This window comes from Streptomyces sp. NPDC002698, assembly GCF_042888945.1.
Lineage (GTDB): Bacteria > Actinomycetota > Actinomycetes > Streptomycetales > Streptomycetaceae > Streptomyces.
Map to the genome: position 1 here is coordinate 73,439 of NZ_JBIAQM010000018.1, position 18,518 is coordinate 91,956.

20 protein-coding genes are annotated in these 18,518 nt (G+C 73.0%); 10 read left to right on the forward strand and 10 right to left on the reverse strand.

All coding sequences use genetic code 11. The features are described 5' to 3' along the window. Positions 1-52: 52 nt before the first annotated feature. A complete protein-coding gene (locus ACFYW9_RS24485; RefSeq protein WP_389154115.1) occupies positions 53-265 on the reverse strand; it encodes a hypothetical protein in 213 nt (70 codons plus the stop codon). A gap of 525 nt (positions 266-790) precedes the next feature. Here ACFYW9_RS24485 and dhaK point away from each other — a divergent pair. The 3 genes from dhaK (at position 791) to ACFYW9_RS24500 (ending at position 2,885) form a co-directional block, all read left to right on the forward strand. Continuing rightward, positions 791-1,783 (forward strand): dihydroxyacetone kinase subunit DhaK, encoded by a 993-nt coding sequence (gene dhaK / locus ACFYW9_RS24490; RefSeq protein ID WP_389154118.1) that lies wholly within the window; start codon positions 791-793, stop codon positions 1,781-1,783. A 93-nt stretch (positions 1,784-1,876) separates the two neighbouring features. Next, complete coding sequence (dhaL, locus tag ACFYW9_RS24495) at positions 1,877-2,476, forward strand: dihydroxyacetone kinase subunit DhaL (protein WP_389154121.1); 600 nt, start codon at positions 1,877-1,879, stop codon at positions 2,474-2,476. After that, on the forward strand, positions 2,469-2,885 hold the full coding sequence (locus ACFYW9_RS24500; RefSeq protein ID WP_389154124.1) for a PTS fructose transporter subunit IIA: 417 nt from the start codon (positions 2,469-2,471) through the stop codon (positions 2,883-2,885). The genes dhaL and ACFYW9_RS24500 overlap by 8 nt, the downstream gene beginning before the upstream one ends. A 113-nt stretch (positions 2,886-2,998) precedes the next feature. Here the strand turns inward: ACFYW9_RS24500 and ACFYW9_RS24505 are convergent, their stop codons facing one another. Then, a complete protein-coding gene (locus ACFYW9_RS24505; protein WP_389154127.1) occupies positions 2,999-3,664 on the reverse strand; it encodes a TetR/AcrR family transcriptional regulator in 666 nt (221 codons plus the stop codon). 166 nt (positions 3,665-3,830) lie between these two features. On the opposite strand from ACFYW9_RS24505, the gene ACFYW9_RS24510 reads away from it, so the two are divergent. Further along, complete coding sequence (locus ACFYW9_RS24510; protein ID WP_389154130.1) at positions 3,831-4,595, forward strand: SDR family NAD(P)-dependent oxidoreductase; 765 nt, start codon at positions 3,831-3,833, stop codon at positions 4,593-4,595. A 14-nt stretch (positions 4,596-4,609) separates the two neighbouring features. On the opposite strand, the gene ACFYW9_RS24515 is transcribed toward ACFYW9_RS24510, so the two are convergent. Then, on the reverse strand, positions 4,610-5,320 hold the full coding sequence (locus ACFYW9_RS24515; RefSeq protein WP_389154133.1) for a glycoside hydrolase family 75 protein: 711 nt from the start codon (positions 5,318-5,320) through the stop codon (positions 4,610-4,612). A gap of 525 nt (positions 5,321-5,845) precedes the next feature. Here ACFYW9_RS24515 and ACFYW9_RS24520 point away from each other — a divergent pair. Next, positions 5,846-6,829, forward strand: coding sequence for a fibronectin type III domain-containing protein (locus tag ACFYW9_RS24520; RefSeq protein ID WP_389154136.1), 984 nt, complete (start codon positions 5,846-5,848; stop codon positions 6,827-6,829). A gap of 335 nt (positions 6,830-7,164) precedes the next feature. After that, a complete protein-coding gene (locus ACFYW9_RS24525) occupies positions 7,165-7,728 on the forward strand; it encodes a hypothetical protein (RefSeq protein WP_389154139.1) in 564 nt (187 codons plus the stop codon). A 136-nt stretch (positions 7,729-7,864) separates the two neighbouring features. On the opposite strand, the gene ACFYW9_RS24530 is transcribed toward ACFYW9_RS24525, so the two are convergent. The 5 genes from ACFYW9_RS24530 to ACFYW9_RS24550 all read right to left on the reverse strand — a co-directional run bounded on the left by ACFYW9_RS24530 (position 7,865) and on the right by ACFYW9_RS24550 (position 13,135). After that, on the reverse strand, positions 7,865-8,419 hold the full coding sequence (locus ACFYW9_RS24530; protein ID WP_389154142.1) for a PadR family transcriptional regulator: 555 nt from the start codon (positions 8,417-8,419) through the stop codon (positions 7,865-7,867). A 172-nt stretch (positions 8,420-8,591) separates the two neighbouring features. Beyond that, a complete protein-coding gene (locus ACFYW9_RS24535) occupies positions 8,592-9,041 on the reverse strand; it encodes a spore-associated protein (protein ID WP_328455646.1) in 450 nt (149 codons plus the stop codon). A 195-nt stretch (positions 9,042-9,236) separates the two neighbouring features. Continuing rightward, positions 9,237-11,252: an FAD-dependent oxidoreductase gene (locus tag ACFYW9_RS24540; RefSeq protein WP_389154146.1), complete on the reverse strand. Its 2,016-nt coding sequence runs from the start codon at positions 11,250-11,252 to the stop codon at positions 9,237-9,239. 174 nt (positions 11,253-11,426) lie between these two features. Further along, complete coding sequence (locus ACFYW9_RS24545) at positions 11,427-12,230, reverse strand: alpha/beta fold hydrolase (RefSeq protein WP_389154149.1); 804 nt, start codon at positions 12,228-12,230, stop codon at positions 11,427-11,429. Positions 12,231-12,340: 110 nt separating this feature from the next. Continuing rightward, positions 12,341-13,135, reverse strand: a complete 795-nt coding sequence (locus ACFYW9_RS24550) for a putative protein N(5)-glutamine methyltransferase (RefSeq protein WP_389154152.1) — start codon at positions 13,133-13,135, stop codon at positions 12,341-12,343. Between the two features lie 409 nt (positions 13,136-13,544). On the opposite strand from ACFYW9_RS24550, the gene ACFYW9_RS24555 reads away from it, so the two are divergent. Continuing rightward, complete coding sequence (locus ACFYW9_RS24555) at positions 13,545-13,970, forward strand: MarR family winged helix-turn-helix transcriptional regulator (protein WP_389154302.1); 426 nt, start codon at positions 13,545-13,547, stop codon at positions 13,968-13,970. A gap of 17 nt (positions 13,971-13,987) precedes the next feature. Here ACFYW9_RS24555 and ACFYW9_RS24560 read toward each other — a convergent pair whose 3' ends face one another. Next, complete coding sequence (locus ACFYW9_RS24560) at positions 13,988-14,758, reverse strand: GNAT family N-acetyltransferase (RefSeq protein ID WP_389154305.1); 771 nt, start codon at positions 14,756-14,758, stop codon at positions 13,988-13,990. Between the two features lie 357 nt (positions 14,759-15,115). Between ACFYW9_RS24560 and ACFYW9_RS24565 the strand changes: the two genes are divergently transcribed. Then, on the forward strand, positions 15,116-15,721 hold the full coding sequence (locus ACFYW9_RS24565; protein ID WP_328455637.1) for a sulfite oxidase-like oxidoreductase: 606 nt from the start codon (positions 15,116-15,118) through the stop codon (positions 15,719-15,721). Continuing rightward, positions 15,714-16,493 (forward strand): ferredoxin reductase, encoded by a 780-nt coding sequence (locus tag ACFYW9_RS24570; protein WP_389154156.1) that lies wholly within the window; start codon positions 15,714-15,716, stop codon positions 16,491-16,493. Before ACFYW9_RS24565 ends, ACFYW9_RS24570 begins: the two co-directional genes overlap by 8 nt. 87 nt (positions 16,494-16,580) lie before the next feature. On the opposite strand, the gene ACFYW9_RS24575 is transcribed toward ACFYW9_RS24570, so the two are convergent. Beyond that, the gene (locus ACFYW9_RS24575; protein ID WP_389154159.1) at positions 16,581-17,495 is read right to left on the reverse strand and encodes a universal stress protein; all 915 of its coding nucleotides are present in this window, start codon (positions 17,493-17,495) and stop codon (positions 16,581-16,583) included. A gap of 438 nt (positions 17,496-17,933) precedes the next feature. On the opposite strand from ACFYW9_RS24575, the gene ACFYW9_RS24580 reads away from it, so the two are divergent. Beyond that, complete coding sequence (locus ACFYW9_RS24580; RefSeq protein WP_389154162.1) at positions 17,934-18,518, forward strand: hypothetical protein; 585 nt, start codon at positions 17,934-17,936, stop codon at positions 18,516-18,518.

Consider the following 18,518-nt stretch of genomic DNA (forward strand, 5'->3'; position numbering starts at 1 on the left):
GTGCTCGCCGTTGCGATGCCGAGATCTGCTCGGCGGGCCCCTGTCCGGCCGATCAACCTGTCGGGTCCTCTGCGTCGGCGACGACCGAACGCACGCACTTCATCCAGTCCTCCCAGGCAGCGGGGTCCGTCGTCCGGCCGTCTGCCTCGATGCCGATGTCCCCCAGGAGCGTGAGCAGGTCGTCCCCGGCGCGGTTCGCGAACTGCCGCAGGAACCGCGACATGGCCAGGAAGGCTTCGCGTTCGTTCAGCTCATAGCGGCTCATGAGGGCTCTCCGTCCTCGCGCGAGGGCAGGCGATCAAGGACCGGGAGTCCTGATCCGCTCGTCCGTGCCGAGCTCAGCGAAGAAATCAGTGGTGAATACGCTGGAGCGGTAAAAAAGCTGTTCGGCTCCGAAAAGCTACGGGGATCGCCAGAGCCGAGATTTCCGCACACCAGGTCGCCAAGAGATCCGAGCGGCCTCTTCCCTGACTTCATACCGAAGCACCCTCCCCCGCCACTGTCACGTCGGCCACGAGCACGTACCCCCTCATGGCGATCTGCCCCCGGACGTCGACGGCGGAGCGCTTTCGGCCATGCGCGCACCGACCCGAGCGTCCGCGCGCGTGACCTTCGGTGCCGCAAGGTCAATACTGCGAAGGACAGCACTCCCGCCGACCCGCATCCGACCGCCCCCGCGAACCGTCCCCGCGAAACCGGGGACCGTCGCGGGCAAGAACTGTCCACACCAGGTTCGACCAGGGAAAACGCAGATCAGTAACTCGTTTGTCGATCTCGCCAGGAGGTTCCCATGAAGATGCTCATCAACGTGGCGGAGACGGTGGTGGCGGACGCTCTGCGGGGCATGGCGGCGGCCCATCCGGAACTGACGGTGGACGTCGACAACCGCGTGATCGTACGCAGGGACGCACCGGTCGCGGGAAGGGTGGGCCTCGTCTCCGGCGGCGGGTCCGGACACGAGCCGCTGCACGGCGGATTCGTGGGTCCCGGCATGCTGTCGGCGGCATGCCCCGGTGAGGTGTTCACGTCCCCGGTTCCTGACCAGATGGTGCGGGCCGCGGCGGCCGTGGACAGCGGCGCGGGCGTGCTGTTCATCGTGAAGAACTACACCGGCGACGTCCTCAACTTCGACATGGCGGCGGAGCTGGCCGAGGACGAGGGCATCCGGATCGCCAAGGTCCTGGTCAACGACGACGTGGCCGTCACCGACAGTCTGTACACGGCCGGGCGGCGCGGAACGGGCGCGACGCTGTTCGTGGAGAAGATCGCGGGTGCCGCCGCCGAGGAGGGCGCACCCCTGGAAGCGGTCGAGGCACTGGCGCGGCAGGTCAACGCGCGCTCCCGCAGTTTCGGCGTCGCGCTCGGCGCCTGTACCACTCCGGCCAAGGGCAGCCCGACGTTCGATCTGCCGGCCGGGGAGCTCGAACTCGGTGTCGGCATCCACGGCGAGCCGGGCCGGGAGCGGCGCGCGATGATGACCTCGCGCGAGATCGCCGACTTCTCGGTGCACGCCGTCCTGGACGACCTCGCGCCGCGCAATCCGGTGCTGCTCCTGGTCAACGGCATGGGCGCCACCCCGCTGCTGGAGCTGTACGGCTTCAACGCGGAGGTGCAACGGGTGCTGGCCGAGCGCGGCATCCCCGTGGCGCGCACGCTGGTCGGCAACTACGTCACCTCCCTCGACATGGCGGGTGCCTCGGTGACCCTGTGCGAGGTGGACGAGGACCTGCTGCGCCTGTGGGACGCGCCGGTGAAGACGCCGGGGCTGCGCTGGGGTGTGTGAACCCCCGGCGGCGGGCCGGGTGCGGCAACCGGGCCCGACCCGTCGGCCCTGACCCGCAATCAGGTCAACTCCCTTACCACGCAAGGAGATTCCGTGCTCGACGCCGAATTCTTCCGCCGCTGGATGACCGTGACCGCCGCATCGGTGGACCGTGAGGCGGAGCGGCTCACCGACCTGGACTCGCCCATCGGCGACGCCGACCACGGCAGCAATCTGCAGCGTGGATTCGCCGCCGTGACCGCCACGCTGGAGAAGGAGGCTCCGGACACCCCCGGTGCCGTACTCACGCTCGCCGGGAGGCAGTTGATCTCGACGGTCGGCGGCGCGTCCGGGCCGCTGTACGGCACCTTGCTGCGCCGGACCGGCAAGGCGCTCGGGGACGCCGCCGAGGTCACCGGCGAACAGTTCGCCGAAGCGCTGCGCACGGGCGTCGACGCGGTCATGGCGCTGGGCGGAGCCGCGCCCGGCGACAAGACCATGATCGACGCCTTGGTACCCGCGGTCGACGCGCTCGCCGAGTCGTTCGCCGCGGCGAGGTCCGCCGCCGAGGAGGGTGCCCTGGCGACGACACCCTTGCAGGCCCGCAAGGGCCGGGCGAGTTATCTGGGCGAGCGGAGCATCGGGCACCAGGACCCGGGCGCCACGTCCTCGGCCCTGCTGATCGCGGCACTGGTGGAGGCGGCAGGTGAGTGACACCGGGGAACGACGCGTCGGCATAGTGCTGGTCTCGCACAGCGCCGCCGTCGCCGCGTCCGTCGCCGAGCTGGCGACGGGCCTGGCCGGCGGTGGCGCGCTCGCTCCGGTCGCGCCGGCGGGCGGCACCCTGGACGGGGGGCTCGGCACCAGCGCGGACGTCATCGCCGCCGCCGCGGCCTCCGTGGACCGCGGTGCCGGGGTCGCCGTGCTCACCGACCTGGGCAGCGCCGTGCTCACCGTCAAGGCGTTGCTCGCCGAGGGCGACGAACTCCCGGACGGCACACGGCTGGTGGACGCCCCCTTCGTCGAGGGGGCGGTGGCCGCCGTCGTCACGGCCTCGGCGGGCGCCGACCTCGCGGCGGTGGAGGCCGCGGCGGCGGAGGCGTACACCTACCGGAAGGTGTGAGGGCCGCCGTCGGGAAGGGCTCCGGGACGCGTGAGCGCCGCCATCGGGTACGGGCACCGGGAGGCGTCAGTGCCGCCGTCAGGTGCGGGCGCCGGGACGCGTGAGGGCCCGGGTCAGGTGATTCCGTTCGCCGCGACCACCAGGGCCGAGCGGATGGTCCCGGCCAGTTCCGCCCGGGCCGTCGCGGGATCGGGCTCCGCGTCGTCGGTGCGCCAGGCGTAGTGCTCGACCGCCGCGCGCAGCGCCGCGTTGAGCATGGCGGCCTGGATCTCCGAACGCAGGTCGACGGCGCCCAGCCCGGCCCGGCCGGCGAGCGCGCGGGCGAACACCGGCTCGGCCTCGTCATGGGCCTGAAGCCAGACGGCACGCAGCCCCGGCTCGGTACGGGTGAGCCTCAGCAGCGTACGGACCCTCGGCGGCTCCGGCCTCGCCATCAGCACCTCACCGTTCGTGGACGCCTGCTCCAGCGCGTCCTCCAGGGGGGTGCCCGCGCGCCAGGCCCGCAGCGCCGCGGCGATCGCGTCGATCCCGGCCGCGAACAGCGGGCTCACGCACGCCTCCTTGCCCGGGAAGTAGCGCCACAGGGTCCGCGTGGACAGGCCGACGGCCTGGGCGATCTGGTCCCCGGTGGTGGCGGTCACCCCTTGGTCCACGAACAGTTCCACCGCGGCACGGGCGATCTCCAGCCGGATCTCGGCCCTGCGTTCGTCGGTGAGCGGCGGCCGCCCGGTACGGCCGCGGCCTCGGCCGGGGTATTCGTCGATCGCGCCGTCCGGCACTGATGACTCCTCGGTTCTCGGTTCGTCCGCATATGCCGCCCGGGACTGCGGCTGCGCCGATTCTAGCGATCTCCCCCCGACGACTTTCTGTCATTCAGCGACAGTAAGTCGTACTGTGGCGGCGCGGCACCCCGCCCGCACCCGCACACACCCCTGGGAGAACGTCATGAGCACCACTGGAGCGGACGGCCGCAGCGTCATCGTCACCGGCGCAGGCTCGGGCATCGGCCGTGCCACCGCCCTCGCCTTCGCGGCGCAGGGCGCACGGGTGGTCGTGGCCGATCTCAACGCCGAGGGCGCCGCGTCGGTGGTCGGCGAGATAGAGGCGGCCGGCGGCAGCGCCGTGGCCGTGACGGGCGACCTCAGCGAGCAGGAGGTCGTCGACCGGGTGACCGCGACCGCGGTGGAGCGGTTCGGCGGTGTGGACGTACTGGTGAACAACGCCGGGATCATGGACCGCATGTCGGCGGTGGCCGAGGTCAGCGACGCGGAGTGGGAGCGGGTCATCCGGGTCAACCTCACCGCCCCGTTCCTGCTGACCCGGGCGGTGCTGCCGCACATGCTCGCCGCGGGCAAGGGAGTCGTCGTGAACACCGCCTCGGAGGCGGGTCTGCGCGGCAGTGCCGCCGGGGCCGCGTACACCGCCTCGAAGCACGGCATCGTGGGGCTCACGAAGTCCCTCGCCGTGATGTACCGGGGCAAGGGCATCCGCGCCAACGCCATCGCCCCGGGCGGCACCAGCACCGGCATCACCGTGGACATCGAGGCGGGCTCGCACGGCCCGGCCGTCCTCGGCGCCTACATGGGCAACGTCGGCCGGCTCGCCGAGGCCGAGGAGCAGGCCGCGGCGATCGTGTTCCTCGCCTCGGACGCGGCCAGCAACGTCAACGGCGTGATCCTGCCCGTCGACAACGGCTGGGCCGCCGTCTGACGACGGGACAGACCTCAGCCCCCGTCCAGGAGTCTCCGGGCCAGCCGCTCCCCCGCCTCCACCGCGGCGGCGTGGTCCTGGATGGGCGACACCCGGGCGTTCTTGAACACGAGGTAGGTGACCCCGGCAGGGGTACCGCCGCCGCGGGGATCGGCGCGGATTCCGAGCCCCGCGGCCGTCGCGTACGAGGCCTCGCCGATGATGTCCTGCGGGCCGGTGTCACCGACGACGGCGTACTGGACGCGGTCCCGGTAGATCACGACCGCGACCGAGCCGGGCCCGATGCCGTGGTCCCGGTAGTTCCAGATGCCGCTCGGCGCCGGGACGACGACGTAGGGCAGGGTCTCGGCGCTCAGATATCGGCCGTCGGGCTGCTGGAAGGCCGTGGACTCGGAGAAGAGCGGGTCGGTGTCGCTGTTGCACAGGGGGCCCGGTCTGCCGTCGCAGTCGATGTCCATGTCGGCCGTCCAGTAGACCGCGCCCGGGACGCCGCAGACCGGGATGGCGGCACGGGTGCCGTCGTCGCTGCGGTATCGCCCGTGCGAGACGGGGGTGCAGCCGCCGAGTTTCGCCAGCAGGTCGGCGGCTCGGACGGAGCCCTCCCGGGCGGGTGCGACGGGGCTTCCGGGGCGGCCCGTGACGGGGATCGTGGACAGCACCGCCGGGGCCGAGGCGAGCAGGGCGGCTGCCGCGACCGCGGCCAGCGTCAGCGACTGGGCACGCACGATGGGAGACCCTCTCCTGGGGGGCATGGACGCTCATCTGCCCAAATCTGGTGGGCCTCCGAGAGCGCGTCCACCGGGAGGGGGCCGGACGGTGCACGGCCGCTTCCGCGGGCGCGGGGGGGGGGGGGGGGGGGGGGGGGGGGGGGGGGGGGGGGGGGGGGGGGGGGGGGGGGGCGCGGCGGGCGGGGGGGGGGGCGCGGCCCCCCCCCCCGGCCCCCCGGCGTGCGTGTCCCGGGGGGGGGGGCCGCCCTTCGCCCGCCCGCTGGGGGGGGGGCGCGCGCGCGGCCCCGGGGCGGGGGCGGGCGGGGGCCCGGCCGCGGCCGCGCGCGTCGGCGCGGGATCAGCGACGACAGCGTTCCGCGCCGTGGGCAGGAACTCCCCTGACAATGGGGCGAGTTCACACCGCGTCGGGATCAGCATACGTACCCCCGCGACGGTCCGGCCAACGACGTCCGCCCTCTTGATGTGGTCGCGTCACCCGTGTCTTATAGGTACAGACCAATCCCGTCGAGGGAGGGCAGACCCGTGCGACGCGTTCCCCCCACCGTCCCGCGCGCCCTGGCGTGCGGAGCACTGCTCACGCTCACCTCCTGCGGATGGGGCGCCCCGGCGTCCGTCCAGGGCGAACGGCCGCCCGCCGCGGCGACGGGGGTGACCGCCGCCGCGGGCAGCTCGACCAGCGTGCACGTCATGTGGAACCTGACCACCGAGGACCCGAGGATCACCCGCTACGAGGTGTATCGCGGCACCACCAAGGTCAAGGAAGTACCCGGTTCCGAGCACATGGTGGACATCACCCGGCTCGAACCGTCCACCTCGTACGTCTTCAGGGTCCGGGCCCGGAACGCGGACGGGACCCCGGGGCCGCTCAGCCGACCGGCGCGGGCCACCACCCCGGCGGCGGTCGCGGCCGACCGCACCGCGCCCACCCGCCCCGGCGGACCGCACGGGAGGACCGTGGGCGGCCGGGCGGTCCAGCTGTCCTGGACCAGGTCCTCCGACGCGCGGGGCGTGGCGTCGTACGACATCTACCAGGGCTCTTCGAAGATCCACAGTGTGGGCGGCGCGCAGACGGCCGCCGTCGTCACCGGGCTGCGGCCGGGCACGGCCTACGTCTTCACCGTGCGGGCCCGCGACGCCGCGGACAACGTCTCGGCGCCGAGCGGCTCCGTCCGGATCACCACCGCGCCGGGGGCCGCGGACGACCGGAGCACGGCACCGGCCGGCTTCCGGGCGACGAGCCACCGGCGCGACGGGGCGTACTACATCGACCTGGCGTGGACGGCCCCCGAGGTCGACGGAGTGATCACGGAGTACCGGATCCAGCTCGACGGGCGTGAGGTGACCTCGCTCGTCTGGGGCGGCAGCCCGCCCCGCGGCACCTGCGACCACAGCTTCTACGTCGGCCGGGAGGCGGACGTGACGCACCGGGTACGGATCCGGGCGAAGCTGCCCGACGGCACGTGGGGCGCGCTGTCCGCGGAGCGCTCCGTGACGACGGGCCGCTGACCACCTCCACAGCGCCCCGGCCGTCACGCGGGCCCCGCGGGCGTACCCGCACCGTCACGCGTTCCCGCACCGTCACGCGTTCCCGCACCCGCTCCCGTGACCGGTGACGAGGGCGGAGAGGGAACCGGAGCCGGAGACGGTGAACCCGCGGAGGAAGCGGGCCCTCGGCCGCGTCGGCAGTCCGCCGGACGATGGAATTCGTCACCTGCCCGGTCCCCGTCCGCATGCGCGCCCCGGCCGGGGCGCATTGGCTCGCACCGAGGCAGCACGGGCCTTTCCAATCCTCGGCGGTGCATGGGATGTACCGCCAACCGTGCCGCTGGAGGGCAGTTCCTATGCGTACCACTCAGAGACTTCTCCGCTCCGGCCTGACCGTGGCCGCCACCGCTGCGCTTCCGCTCACCCTGGCCGCGCCGGCGGCCGTCGCCTGGGGTTCCGGGATCTCCGTGAGCACCAGCGGCACCTCGGTCTCGGTCACCACCAGCGCCTGCCCCAGCAACGGAAGCAGCTTCGGCAACGCCTCGCTGCTCTCCAGCGGGCAGACGAACTTCGCCCAGGGGCGCCAGATGCCGCTCACCGGGACGAGCAGCAACCAGTCGGCGGCCTGGACGGGCGTCAGCCCCGGAACGTTCACGGTGATCGTCGTCTGCCAGGACGGCACGACGGCGGGTACCCAGTCGATCATCGTCGCGGCCAGCGCGGCTCCCGCCACCTCCGCGACCCCCACGATCTCGACGACGGTCTCACCGTCGCCGTCGCGCGGTGTCATGGGCGGACTCGGCGGGGCCGTGAAGGACTACGGCACGGCCACGGTCATCGGCGGCGGCGCCCTGGTCGTGACCGGCACGGTGGCGGCGGCCTGGTTCCTGCGCCGCCGCTCCAAGCCCCACCGGCTCTGATCCGGGGCCCGTCGCGACGGACGGCCGTCCCGTCGGCTCCGGTCGCGGGCAGCCGCCTCGTGCCGGGATCCTCATAAAACGGATCCGCTCTCCGGCCGGGCGTACGCCCGGCCGTGGCCGGGCACCCGGGCGGCGCTCAGTCGCTCGCCCGCATGCTCTCGAACTCGGCCAGGGCGTGGGTCAGCCACTGGGTCCAGAAGGTCTCCAGGTCGATACCGGCTCTCAGGACGAGATGGCGCAGCCGGTCCTCGGGCGTGCTCTTCTCCGGCGGGAAGTCCCGGTCCTGGATCTGCTCGTACTCGGCCAACTGGCTTCGGTGCAGGGCGAGATGGCGGCGCAGATCGGCCTCCACGCCCTCGACGCCCGCGGTGCCGGCGACGGCCGCGGCGCGCAGGCGCAGCAGCATCGTGTCGCGCAGCGGCTTCGGGTCCTGCGAGGCGGCGGTCCAGCGGGCGAGTTCGGCGCGGCCCGCGGGCAGGACCTCGTAACTCTTCTTCTGACCCCGGGCGTGCTGCTCGGGGGGAAGCGCCTTGATGTATCCCTCGGCCTCCAGTTTTCCCAGCTCGCGATAGATCTGCTGATGCGTCGCCGACCAGAAGTAGCCGATCGACTTGTCGAACCGCCGGGTCAGTTCGAGGCCGGACGAGGGCTTCTCGAGCAGGGCGGTGAGGATCGCGTGCGGGAGTGACATGAGGTCATCCTAGGGAGCGCCCGGGGCGCCGCCCGGTGTCCGGCCGCGCTCCGCCGGACACCGCGACAGGGCACTCGCCCGGCGGGACTCGGTGAGTCCCGCCGGGGCGAGTCGGGTCAGGCGTCCCCGCACGGGCACCGGGTGGCGCGCGGTGGCCGCGCGGAGCGGCGGGTCAGCGGGTGAACGTGACGCGCTGCTCCTTGAAGGCGCCGCAGTTGGAGCCGGACACCTGGGTGTACACGTTCTTGATCTGGCCGCCCCAGTCGACGCAGTGGCCCTTGCCGTACACGTACGTCGGTCCCGCGTACGACGTGTACAGCCCGTAGTCGTCGTCGCCCAGGCCGGTGTCGGAGACGTAGACCCATGCGGCCATTTCCACGGCGGTACCCGGGCTGTTGCGGATGGTGGTGACGCAGTTCTTGCCGTTCGAGGAGTTGTACGTCAGGTACACGGTGCCCAGAGAGCCGATGGGCGCCGAGTTCACCGTCTTGTAGGCGCTGCCGCAGACCTTCTGCGGCGTGGTGTTGGCCGCGGCCGAGGCGGGCGCCGCCATGGCGGTGGTGGCCCCCACCATCAGGGCGGCGAAGGCACCGGCCATCAGGGCGGAACGGTTGAATCGCATATTTCCCCCTTGCGATCTTTGGAGACGTTTGCTCCTGCCTGATGTGACCCGTGACACTCCAAAACGGTTGTGCTTCCCCGCGAAAATTCGTGCGGCCGGTACGACGTGCGGCGGGCGGGTCCGCGGCGCGGGCCGCCCACCACCGCCGTCGACCGGGTGAAGCCGCTCCCCCGGCGGGTCCTCCGGCGCGGGGCCCTAGAGCGCCGCCGCCAGCTCCGTGCCCTGCTTGATGGCCCGCTTGGCGTCGAGTTCGGCGGCCACGTCGGCGCCGCCGATGAGGTGGACACCGCGGCCCGTGGCGCGCAGCGCCTCGTACAGGTCGCGGCGCGGCTCCTGTCCGGTGCACAGCACGATCGTGTCGACCTCCAGGACCTGGCTGTGGCCGTCGACGGTGACGTGCAGTCCGGCGTCGTCGATCCGGTCGTACTGGACACCCGGCACCATGGTGACGCCCCGGTGCTTGAGTTCCGTGCGGTGGATCCAGCCGGTCGTCTTGCCCAGTCCGGCGCCGACCTTGGAGGCCTTGCGCTGGAGGAGGTGCACGGTGCGCGGCGGGGCGGGCCGTTCGGGGGCGGCGAGACCGCCGGGGGTCCGGTAGTCCATGTCGACGCCCCAGCCGCGGAAGTACGTCGCCGGGTCCTCGCTCGCCTTGTCGCCGCTGTCGGTGAGGAACTCGGCGACGTCGAAGCCGATGCCGCCGGCGCCGAGGATGGCCACGCGGTCGCCGACGGGGGCTCCGTCGCGCAGGACGTCGAGGTAGCCGACGACGCTCGGGTGGTCGACACCCTCGATCTCCGGGGTGCGCGGGCTGACGCCCGTGGCGACGACGACCTCGTCGTACGTCTCCAGGTTCTCCACGGTGGCCGGCGTGTTCAACCGGACGTCCACACCGTGCAGTTCGAGCTGGGTACGGAAGTAGCGGATCGTCTCGTCGAACTCCTGCTTGCCGGGAACCCTGCGGGCCACGTTCAGTTGACCGCCGATGTCGTCCGCGGCGTCGAACAGCGTGACGTCGTGGCCGCGTTCGGCCGCGCTGACGGCGCAGGCGAGTCCGGCGGGCCCGGCGCCCACGACGGCGACGGTCTTGCGCAGCCGGGTCGGCGCGAGGACGAGCTCCGTCTCGTGGCAGGCGCGCGGGTTGACCAGGCAGGAGGTGATCTTGCCGCTGAAGGTGTGGTCGAGGCAGGCCTGGTTGCACCCGATGCAGGTGTTGATGGCCTCCGGACGTCCGGCCTCGGCCTTGGCGACGAAGTCGGGGTCGGCGAGCATCGGCCGGGCCAGCGAGACCATGTCGGCATGGCCGTCGGCGAGCAACTGCTCGGCGATCTCGGGGGTGTTGATGCGGTTGGTGGTCACCAGCGGGATCGAGACGGAGCCCATGACCTTCTTGGTCACCCAGGCGTACGCGCCGCGCGGCACCGAGGTCGCGATGGTGGGGATACGGGCCTCGTGCCAGCCGATACCGGTGTTGATGATCGTCGCTCCGGCGGCCTCGACGGCCCGCGCGAGCGTGATGACCTCGTCGAGCGAGGAGCCGCCGGGCACCAGGTCGAGCATCGACAGACGGTAGATGACGATGAAGTCGTCACCCACGGCCTCGCGTACGCGGCGGACGATCTCGACGGGGAAGCGCATCCGGTTCTCGTACGAGCCGCCCCAGCGGTCGTCGCGCCGGTTGGCCTGGAGGGCGATGAACTCGTTGATGAGGTAGCCCTCGGAGCCCATGATCTCGACGCCGTCGTAGCCGGCCTGCCGGGCGAGCCGGGCGGCGCGGGCGTAGTCGTCGATGGTCCGCTCGATCTCGGCGTCGCTGAGCTCGTGCGGCACGAAGGGGCTGATCGGTGCCTGGAGCGCGCTGGGGGCGACCAGGTCCTGGTGGTAGGCGTACCGGCCGAAGTGCAGGATCTGCATCGCGATCTTCCCGCCCTCGCGGTGCACCGCGGCGGTGATCTCGGCGTGCTGCGCGGCCTCGGCCTCGGTGGTCAGCTTGGCGCCGCCCTCGTACGGCCGTCCGGCGTCGTTGGGCGCGATGCCGCCGGTGACGATCAGGCCCACACCGCCTCGCGCGCGGGCGGCGTAGAACTCCGCCATGCGCTCGAAGCCGCGCTCGGCCTCCTCCAGGCCCACGTGCATGGAGCCCATGAGCACGCGGTTGGGCAGGGTGGTGAAGCCCAGGTCGAGCGGGTTCAACAGATGCGGGTAACGGCTCATCGGGCCCTCCGTGCGCGGTGTCGTCGTAAGTCTGTTGTAGACGACGGGCCACGCGTTATGCAACTAGTTGCACAATGAGGAGGATCACTCGCCGGGAGGCCGGGGAAGCCCCGGCCCGGGCCGGAGGAACACGCGGCGCGGGACGGGGAGCATCGGCGTGGGCCGGAGGCGGGGTCAGCCGAGGGCGACCCGGGCCACGAGTTCGGCGACCGTATCCGGCTGCTCGACCATCACCAGGTGGCCCGCGTCGGGGACCGAGACCAGGGTCACGCCGGGGGCCGCTTCCAGTCCGGCGCGCTCCTCCTCCGACAGACTGACGTCGTCGCGGTCGCCGCGCACGACCCAGGCGGGCACACCCGACTCGCGGAGCCGCGAGACCAGGTCCGGGTACCGGTCCAGATAGTCGAAATAGTGCCGGATCACCTGGCGGCAGAACGCCGGGTCGTTCTTCTCGAACTCGGCGGTCAGCGCCTCACGCCGGACCGGGGGCAGTTGGCTCACCATGACGCGGGGCGTCAGTTTGAGCAGACCGGACCAGGTCAGTGCCCCGATGCCGGGCACCCGCCCGAGGCTGTTGGCGATCGCGAGCGCCTTGTCCTCGTCCGATGCCGAGAAAGTGGGCGAGAGCAGGACGACGGGACCGGTGAACTGCCCGCCGGCCGCCATCTCCAGGGCGACGTTGGCGCCGATGCTGTGGCCGACCACGACGTCGCAGGCCCGCTCCGCGGCCAGGGCGCCCGCCAGCGCCGCGTAGTTCTCCATGGAGAGATCGTGCGGCGGCGTGGTGCCCGCGTGCCCCGGCAGGGTCGCGGCCACCAGCCGCACCGGCGCGGAGGCGAGCGCCGGCGCGGCCATCAGATCGTCGTAGAACGCGGTGCTGCACATCCCGCCGGGCAGCAGCAGCACCCGGGTGCCCGCGTCCGCGGGCCCCGACTCCTTGATGTCCCACGCGTCGAACGTCCGGGGGGTGCTGCTCATGTCCGGGCCTCCCTCTGTCACCTGCCGTCAGCCGGAGTGTGGCGCGCGGGGCGGCGCGATCGGCCGACCGAGGGCCGAACGCGGCATGTCGCCGCGTCCGGCCCGCCCGGTCAGGGCTTCACGCCGATCACCACGTTGGCGTACCTCTCCTCCGAGACGGCCAGGCGCGCGATCAGCCCGGCGCGGGCGAAGGCCTCGACGGCCGTGGGCGCCTGGCGCTCGCTCGTCTCGACGAGGACGCAGCCGCCGCGGGCCAGCCAGCGCGGCGCCTCGGCGGCGACGCGGCGCGCGAGGTCGAGTCCGTCGGCGCCGCCGTCGAGGGCGACCAGGGGTTCGTGGTCCCGGGCCTCCGAGGGCAGCAGGCCGACCTCGTCGGTCGGGACGTACGGCACGTTGGCGGCCAGGACGTCGATCCGGCCGCGCAGCGTGGCGGGCAGTGCCGCGAAGAGGTCCCCCTCGTGGACCCGGCCCGCGAACGGCGCGACATTGCGGCGGGCGCAGCGCACCGCCGCCGGGTCGATGTCGGCGGCGTGCAGTTCGGGACCGCCGAGGGACGCCGCCAGCGCGGCGCCCACCGCGCCCGAGCCGCAGCACAGGTCCACCACGAGGGACGCGCCGTGCGCGAGCGCGACGGCCTGCTCGACGAGGAACTCGGTACGGCGGCGCGGCACGAAGACGCCCGGGTCGAGGCTGATGCGCAGACCGTGGAACTCGGCCCAGCCGAGGACGTGTTCGAGGGGCAGTCCCGCGACGCGGCGGTCCACCATCGCGGAGGCCTCGTCCGGCGTGCGGGCGGCGGAGCGGATCAGCTCCGCCTCGTCCTCGGCGAAGACACAGCCGGCGGAGCGGAGCGCGGCGACCATGGGGTCTGCCGCGTCGGGAACGTCAGGAGAGAGAGGAGGCATGAAGCCGAGGGCCTTTCGACGAACCGAAGGGCGCTCCCACGGCCACCGTCAGACGGCGACCGCGTTGCCTGGAGAGGAGAGCACCCGACCTGACACAGCGGTAATGGGTCTCACCTCCTCGGCCACTCGTCGGCCGAGACGGTCCTCGGCCGGGACGGTCACCTTACAGGAGCGATCACCCGACGGGCGTCGACAGGCGGATGTCGGGCGCCGACCGCTCGCCGCCGGATCCACTCGGGCCGACATGCGTGACTCCCGCCCCTCCCGCCCCAAGTTGTACTATGCAACCAGGGCGGCTCAGGGAGGTCCCGTCATGGCATCCGAAGGTTCCGGTGAGCACGCCGTCACCACCGGGACAGCGACCGGCGGCGTGACGGCCGACGCGGCGGTGGAGATCATCCAGCGGGAGATGACCGTGTTCGCCCGGAGGGCCCGCGCCTCGGCGGGGCGCATGCATCCCGAGCTGTCCCTGGTCTCGTACACCCTCCTCGGCCATCTGGAGGAGGTCGGCGGCTGCCGGGCCACGGACCTCGCCGCGCACTACGCGCTGGACAAGTCCACGGTGAGCCGTCAGGTGGCGGCGCTGGAGCGGGCCGGACTGATCGGGCGGCGCACGGACCCCGAGGATCACCGCGTCCAGGTGCTGTATCCGACCGCCGCGGGCACGGAGATCCTCGCCCAGGTGACCCGCAGCCGCCGGACGGCGTTCCGCGAGCGGCTCGCGGACTGGCCCGAAGAGGACCTCGCCCGCTTCGCGTCGTATCTGCTGCGCTACAACGCCACGGCTCCCGTCCTCGGCGCGGGGAAGCCGGAATCAGGGCCGCGGAGCGACTGACCCGGCGTCCTGTGGTGTCATCCCACGCTCGCGGTCCGGCCGTCACCCAGGTGTTCGGGCACCCGCGCGGCCATGAAGCGGACCCTGCGGCGCAGCCGGAATCCCAGCGACTCGTAGAGGCGGATGGCGCCGGTGTTGCTCGCGGCCGTGTGCAGGAACGGGGTCTCACCGCGCTCCCGGATGCCGTGGGCGACGGTCAGGATCAGACGTGTGGCCAGGCCCTCGCCGCGGTGGCCGGGGTCCGTGCAGACCGCGCTGATCTCGGTCCAGCCCGGCGGGTGGAGCCGCTCGCCGGCCATGGCGACCAGGGCGCCGTCGCGGCGGATCCCGAGATACGTCCCCAGCTCGACCGTGCGCGGCTCGAACGGGCCCGGCTGGGTCCGTTCCACCAGGTCCAGCATGTCCGGCACGTCGGCGGGGCCGAGCCGTACCGCCTCGGCGTCGGGCGCCGCGTCCAGCCCGTCGTCCACGAGCTGGACTCCCTCGAGGCTGAAGACCACCTCCCAGCCGTCCGGGGTCCGCCCGTCGAAACCGGCCAGCGGGGCATCGCCCCCGGGGCCCACCAGGGCCGCCAGGTCCGCCCAGTCGGCGGCGCCGGGATCATCGGGCAGCGCCAGCCACGGAGACACGTCCAGGGGGTAGCGGAGCACACGTCCACGCCGTTCGGCGAAGTGCGCGTGGGGCCCCGTGAGGGAGCCGAGCGCCGGGTTGTCGAGAGGGTGACGGCCGGCGGGGGTCTCCTGCGTCTCCGGGCCCTCGAACCGTGCGGAGACGTACGCCTCGGTCATCTGCTCCCTCACTCTCCTTCGCTGTGGCCACCGGTCACCGGTCACCGTGACACCGCCCACCGATGGTGCGTGTACGAGCCACCGGAGTCGGCTTCAGGAGCAAGGAGGATCGGGGCGCGGCTATTCCCGGGCTCCGGAAGAGTTCATACGTACGCAATGATCAGCGCCCGGTACCGGCTCGAAGCACGATCCGTGTACGCGTACCGTTGAATGGTCAAGCAGCGGTGCGTGTGTGGGCCACCGATCCGTGCACGCACCCGTACCCGAACCCGTCACCCTCGATCCGCGGGTGGCCGCCGCGGCGGCCGCGCCCGATCGGCGGGCCGTCGTCCCTGCGGTCCTGGAGGCACCACCCGTATGAACGTCACGCGAGGCTTCACCGGCCGCCCGCGCGTCCACAACGCCGGACTGCCGCCCGGCCAGTACGACGCCGGCGACGACTGGCCCGTCCTGTCCGCCGAGGTGACCCCGGACCTGGCTCCCGCCGACTGGACCCTGCGGATCGACGGCCTGGTGGCCGAGCCGCGGACCTGGGACTGGGAGCAGGCGCACGCGCTGCCCGCCTCGTCGTACGAGGGTGACATCCACTGCGTGACGAGCTGGTCGAAGTTCGGGGTGCGCTTCGGCGGCGTGTCCCTGGACACGCTGCTGGAGGCCGTACGACCGGACCCGGCCGCCACCCACGCGGTCGCGTACTCGCACACCGGGTACACCGCGAACCTCCCGCTGGCCGACCTCACCGGTGGTCGCGCCTGGATCGTGTGGGAGTACGACGGCCGGCCGCTTCCGGCCGAACACGGCGGACCCGCCCGGCTGATCGTGCCCCATCTGTACTTCTGGAAGAGCACCAAGTGGATCGCGGGGATCCGGATCCTCGACCACGACGAGCCGGGATTCTGGGAACAGAACGGCTACCACGCCCGCGGCAACCCCTGGGAAGAGCAGCGTTACTCCGGTGACTGAGACCACGACCTTCGTACCGCCGACGGCCTTCGTACCGCCTGCACGGTTCGCCGTGCCCGGACGCATCGCCGTGAACACGAGCACGGCCACCACCTGGCAGACCGCCACGCTCACCGAGATCCGCCGGGAGACCGCGCACGCGGCGACGTTCCGGTTCGCCGTGCCCGCGTGGGAGGGGCATCTGCCCGGCCAGCATCTGATGCTGCGGCTCACGGCCGGGGACGGGTATGTGGCGCAGCGCCACTACTCCATCGCGTCCTCACCCGACGGCACCGGTCACATCGAGCTGACGCTGGACCATGTCGACGGCGGCGAGGTCTCCGGCTGGTTCCACACCGTGGCCCGGCCCGGCGACTCCGTCGAGGTACGCGGTCCGCTCAGCGGCTTCTTCGCCTGGCCCGGGGACCGGCCGGCGCTTCTCGTCGGCGCGGGTTCCGGGGTCGTGCCGCTGATGTCGATGCTGCGGCACCACCGCGCGCAGGGGCTCGACGTACCGCTGCGCCTGCTGGTCTCCGCGCGCAGCCCCGAGGAACTCGTCTACGCACCGGAGTACGGCGACGAGACCACAGCCGTGTTCACCCGCGCGGCCCCGGACGGTGTGCCCGTCGGACGTATGACCGCCGCGCATATGGCGCCCTTCCTGGCCGAACAGCCGCCCGGTGGATGGGAGGCCTACATCTGCGGTTCCAACGGATTCGCCGAGCACGCCTCGCGCCTGCTGGTGGAAGCCGGGCAGCCGGTTGACCGGATTCGGATCGAGCGGTTCGGCTAGGACCTGTCGTTCGGATCATGCGGCGGGACGTGGAGCGTGCCTCGGCTCCACCTGACCCGAACGACAGACCCTGGAGCCCGGGGCGGGTCAGCCGTGTGGCACCACGACGACCGGGCAGGTCACCTGGCGGATGACGGTCCGTGCCGCGCGGCCCAGGCGCTCGCCCGCGCGGCGGCCGACGATCAGCAGGCCTGAGCCGGTGGACGCCCTCAGCAGCCTGTCCGCGGGACGGCCGTGGACGACCTCTTCCGAGACCGGGGTATCCGGGAACTCGGCGCGCCAGGGCCGGAGCGTGTCGCTCAGGGCGTGCCGTCGGGCGGTCTCCCGGTCGTGCGCGCCGCCGGGCGAGGCCACGGTGGCCGACGGCTCGGCCGGGACGTGGTCGTCGTCCGGGGGCGGGGTCCAGGCGTGCACCACGAGGAGCGGTGCCGAACGGACGGCGGCGGTCTCGAAAGCGTGGCCGACCAGTTGGCCGGCGGGGTCCTCCAGATCGAGGCCGAGGACCACGGGACGGTAGGGCACGGTGCCCGGGAGTACGTCTCCGGAGGTGAACGCCCTCTCGTCCTGCGGAAGTTCCCCCTCCCGGACGAGAACGACGGGGCGCTCCGCGGCGGCCGCGACGGCCAGGGCGACGGACCCTGCCAGGAAGCCCGCCGGAGCGGGATGGCCGGTGTGACCGCGGGAGCCGACGACCAGCGTCTGTGACTCAGCGGCCGCCGCGAGCAACGCGGGCACCGCGGGCGCCTCGGTGTGGCGCGCGAGGATGTCCAACGCCGGGTGCGCGTAAGACAGTTGGATCGCCGCCCGGTCGAGCGCCGACCTGGCGCACCCCGCGGGCACGTCGACGTCCGGAACGCGCGCGGCGACACGCCGCGGTGTGCCCGCGTGCACCAGACGCAGTGGCAGGCGCCGGCGTTCGGCCTCGCGGGCCGCCCAGTCGGCGGCGTCCAGACTGGCGCGCGAACCGTCGATTCCCGCGGTGATGGTGGTGCCGGTGTTCATGACCGATGCCTTTCGGGGTGTGGACGGCGGGTGCCGGGATGCCTTTCGCGCCCGGCACCACCGGGAATCCGGGCCGGCGGGTGTACCCGGCCCGGGGCGGGGCAGTCGGATGTGCGCCCGGGTGTCGCGGGCGGCGGCGGTCTGTCTCGCCATCGGGGCTCCTGTTCGCCGACGCGGTGGTGTGCGGGTTCCACGGCGGGCGGGGATCAGTCGTACGCCTTGCGGGACCGCGCGGGCGACGCCGGACCGGCCGGACCGGGTGCTGTGTGCCGGGTGGGGTGTGGCAGGTGCCGCGTGCCGGGTACCGCATGCCGGGTGGGGTGTGTCAGGTGCGGTGAACCGGCCTCGGTCGGCGGGCTGTTCGAGGCCGGGGCCGCGTGGCACCGGTCGCCGGGATCGTCCGGGCGTCGGCGTGGCGCGCGGCAGTGAGGAGGGGACATGCGAACCCGGGTGCGCGGCTGGCGCTGGCGCCGCAATCCGCTGCGGCGCCGTTCCGATGTCGTCGAGGCGTGGTGGACGCTGGCCGTCTGTGTTCTGCTGTGCGTCGGCGCACCGCTCGTGGGGGCGGGGGCCGCGTGGTGGACGTATGACGGCGCGCGGGCACACGCGGCGGCCCGGCGCGCCGCCCAGCAGCACGTCCGTGCCGTACTGGTGGAGGACGTGCCGACAGCGGTGCCGTCGAGGCCCGGCGCCAGGCCGCCTTCGCCGTCCGCGCGGGTTCGCTGGACAGGGTCGGACGGGACGCGGCAGACCCGTCTGGTGGGCGTGCCCGCGGGTCTGCGGCGCGGTACGCGCGTCGACGTGTGGACCGACGCGCGGGGACGGATCGTGCGTCCGGCGCCGACCTCCTCGGTGATCCTGCAACAAGCCCTGGCCATGGGCGTCTTCGCGTCCGCCGGCACGGTCTCCGTCCTCTTCGTCGCGCATCTCTGCGTGCGCAGCTCTCTGGCGCGCCGCCGGCTGGCCCGGTGGGAGCACGACTGGGCGCGGACGGAACCGGACTGGACCCGGCGCACGGCCTGA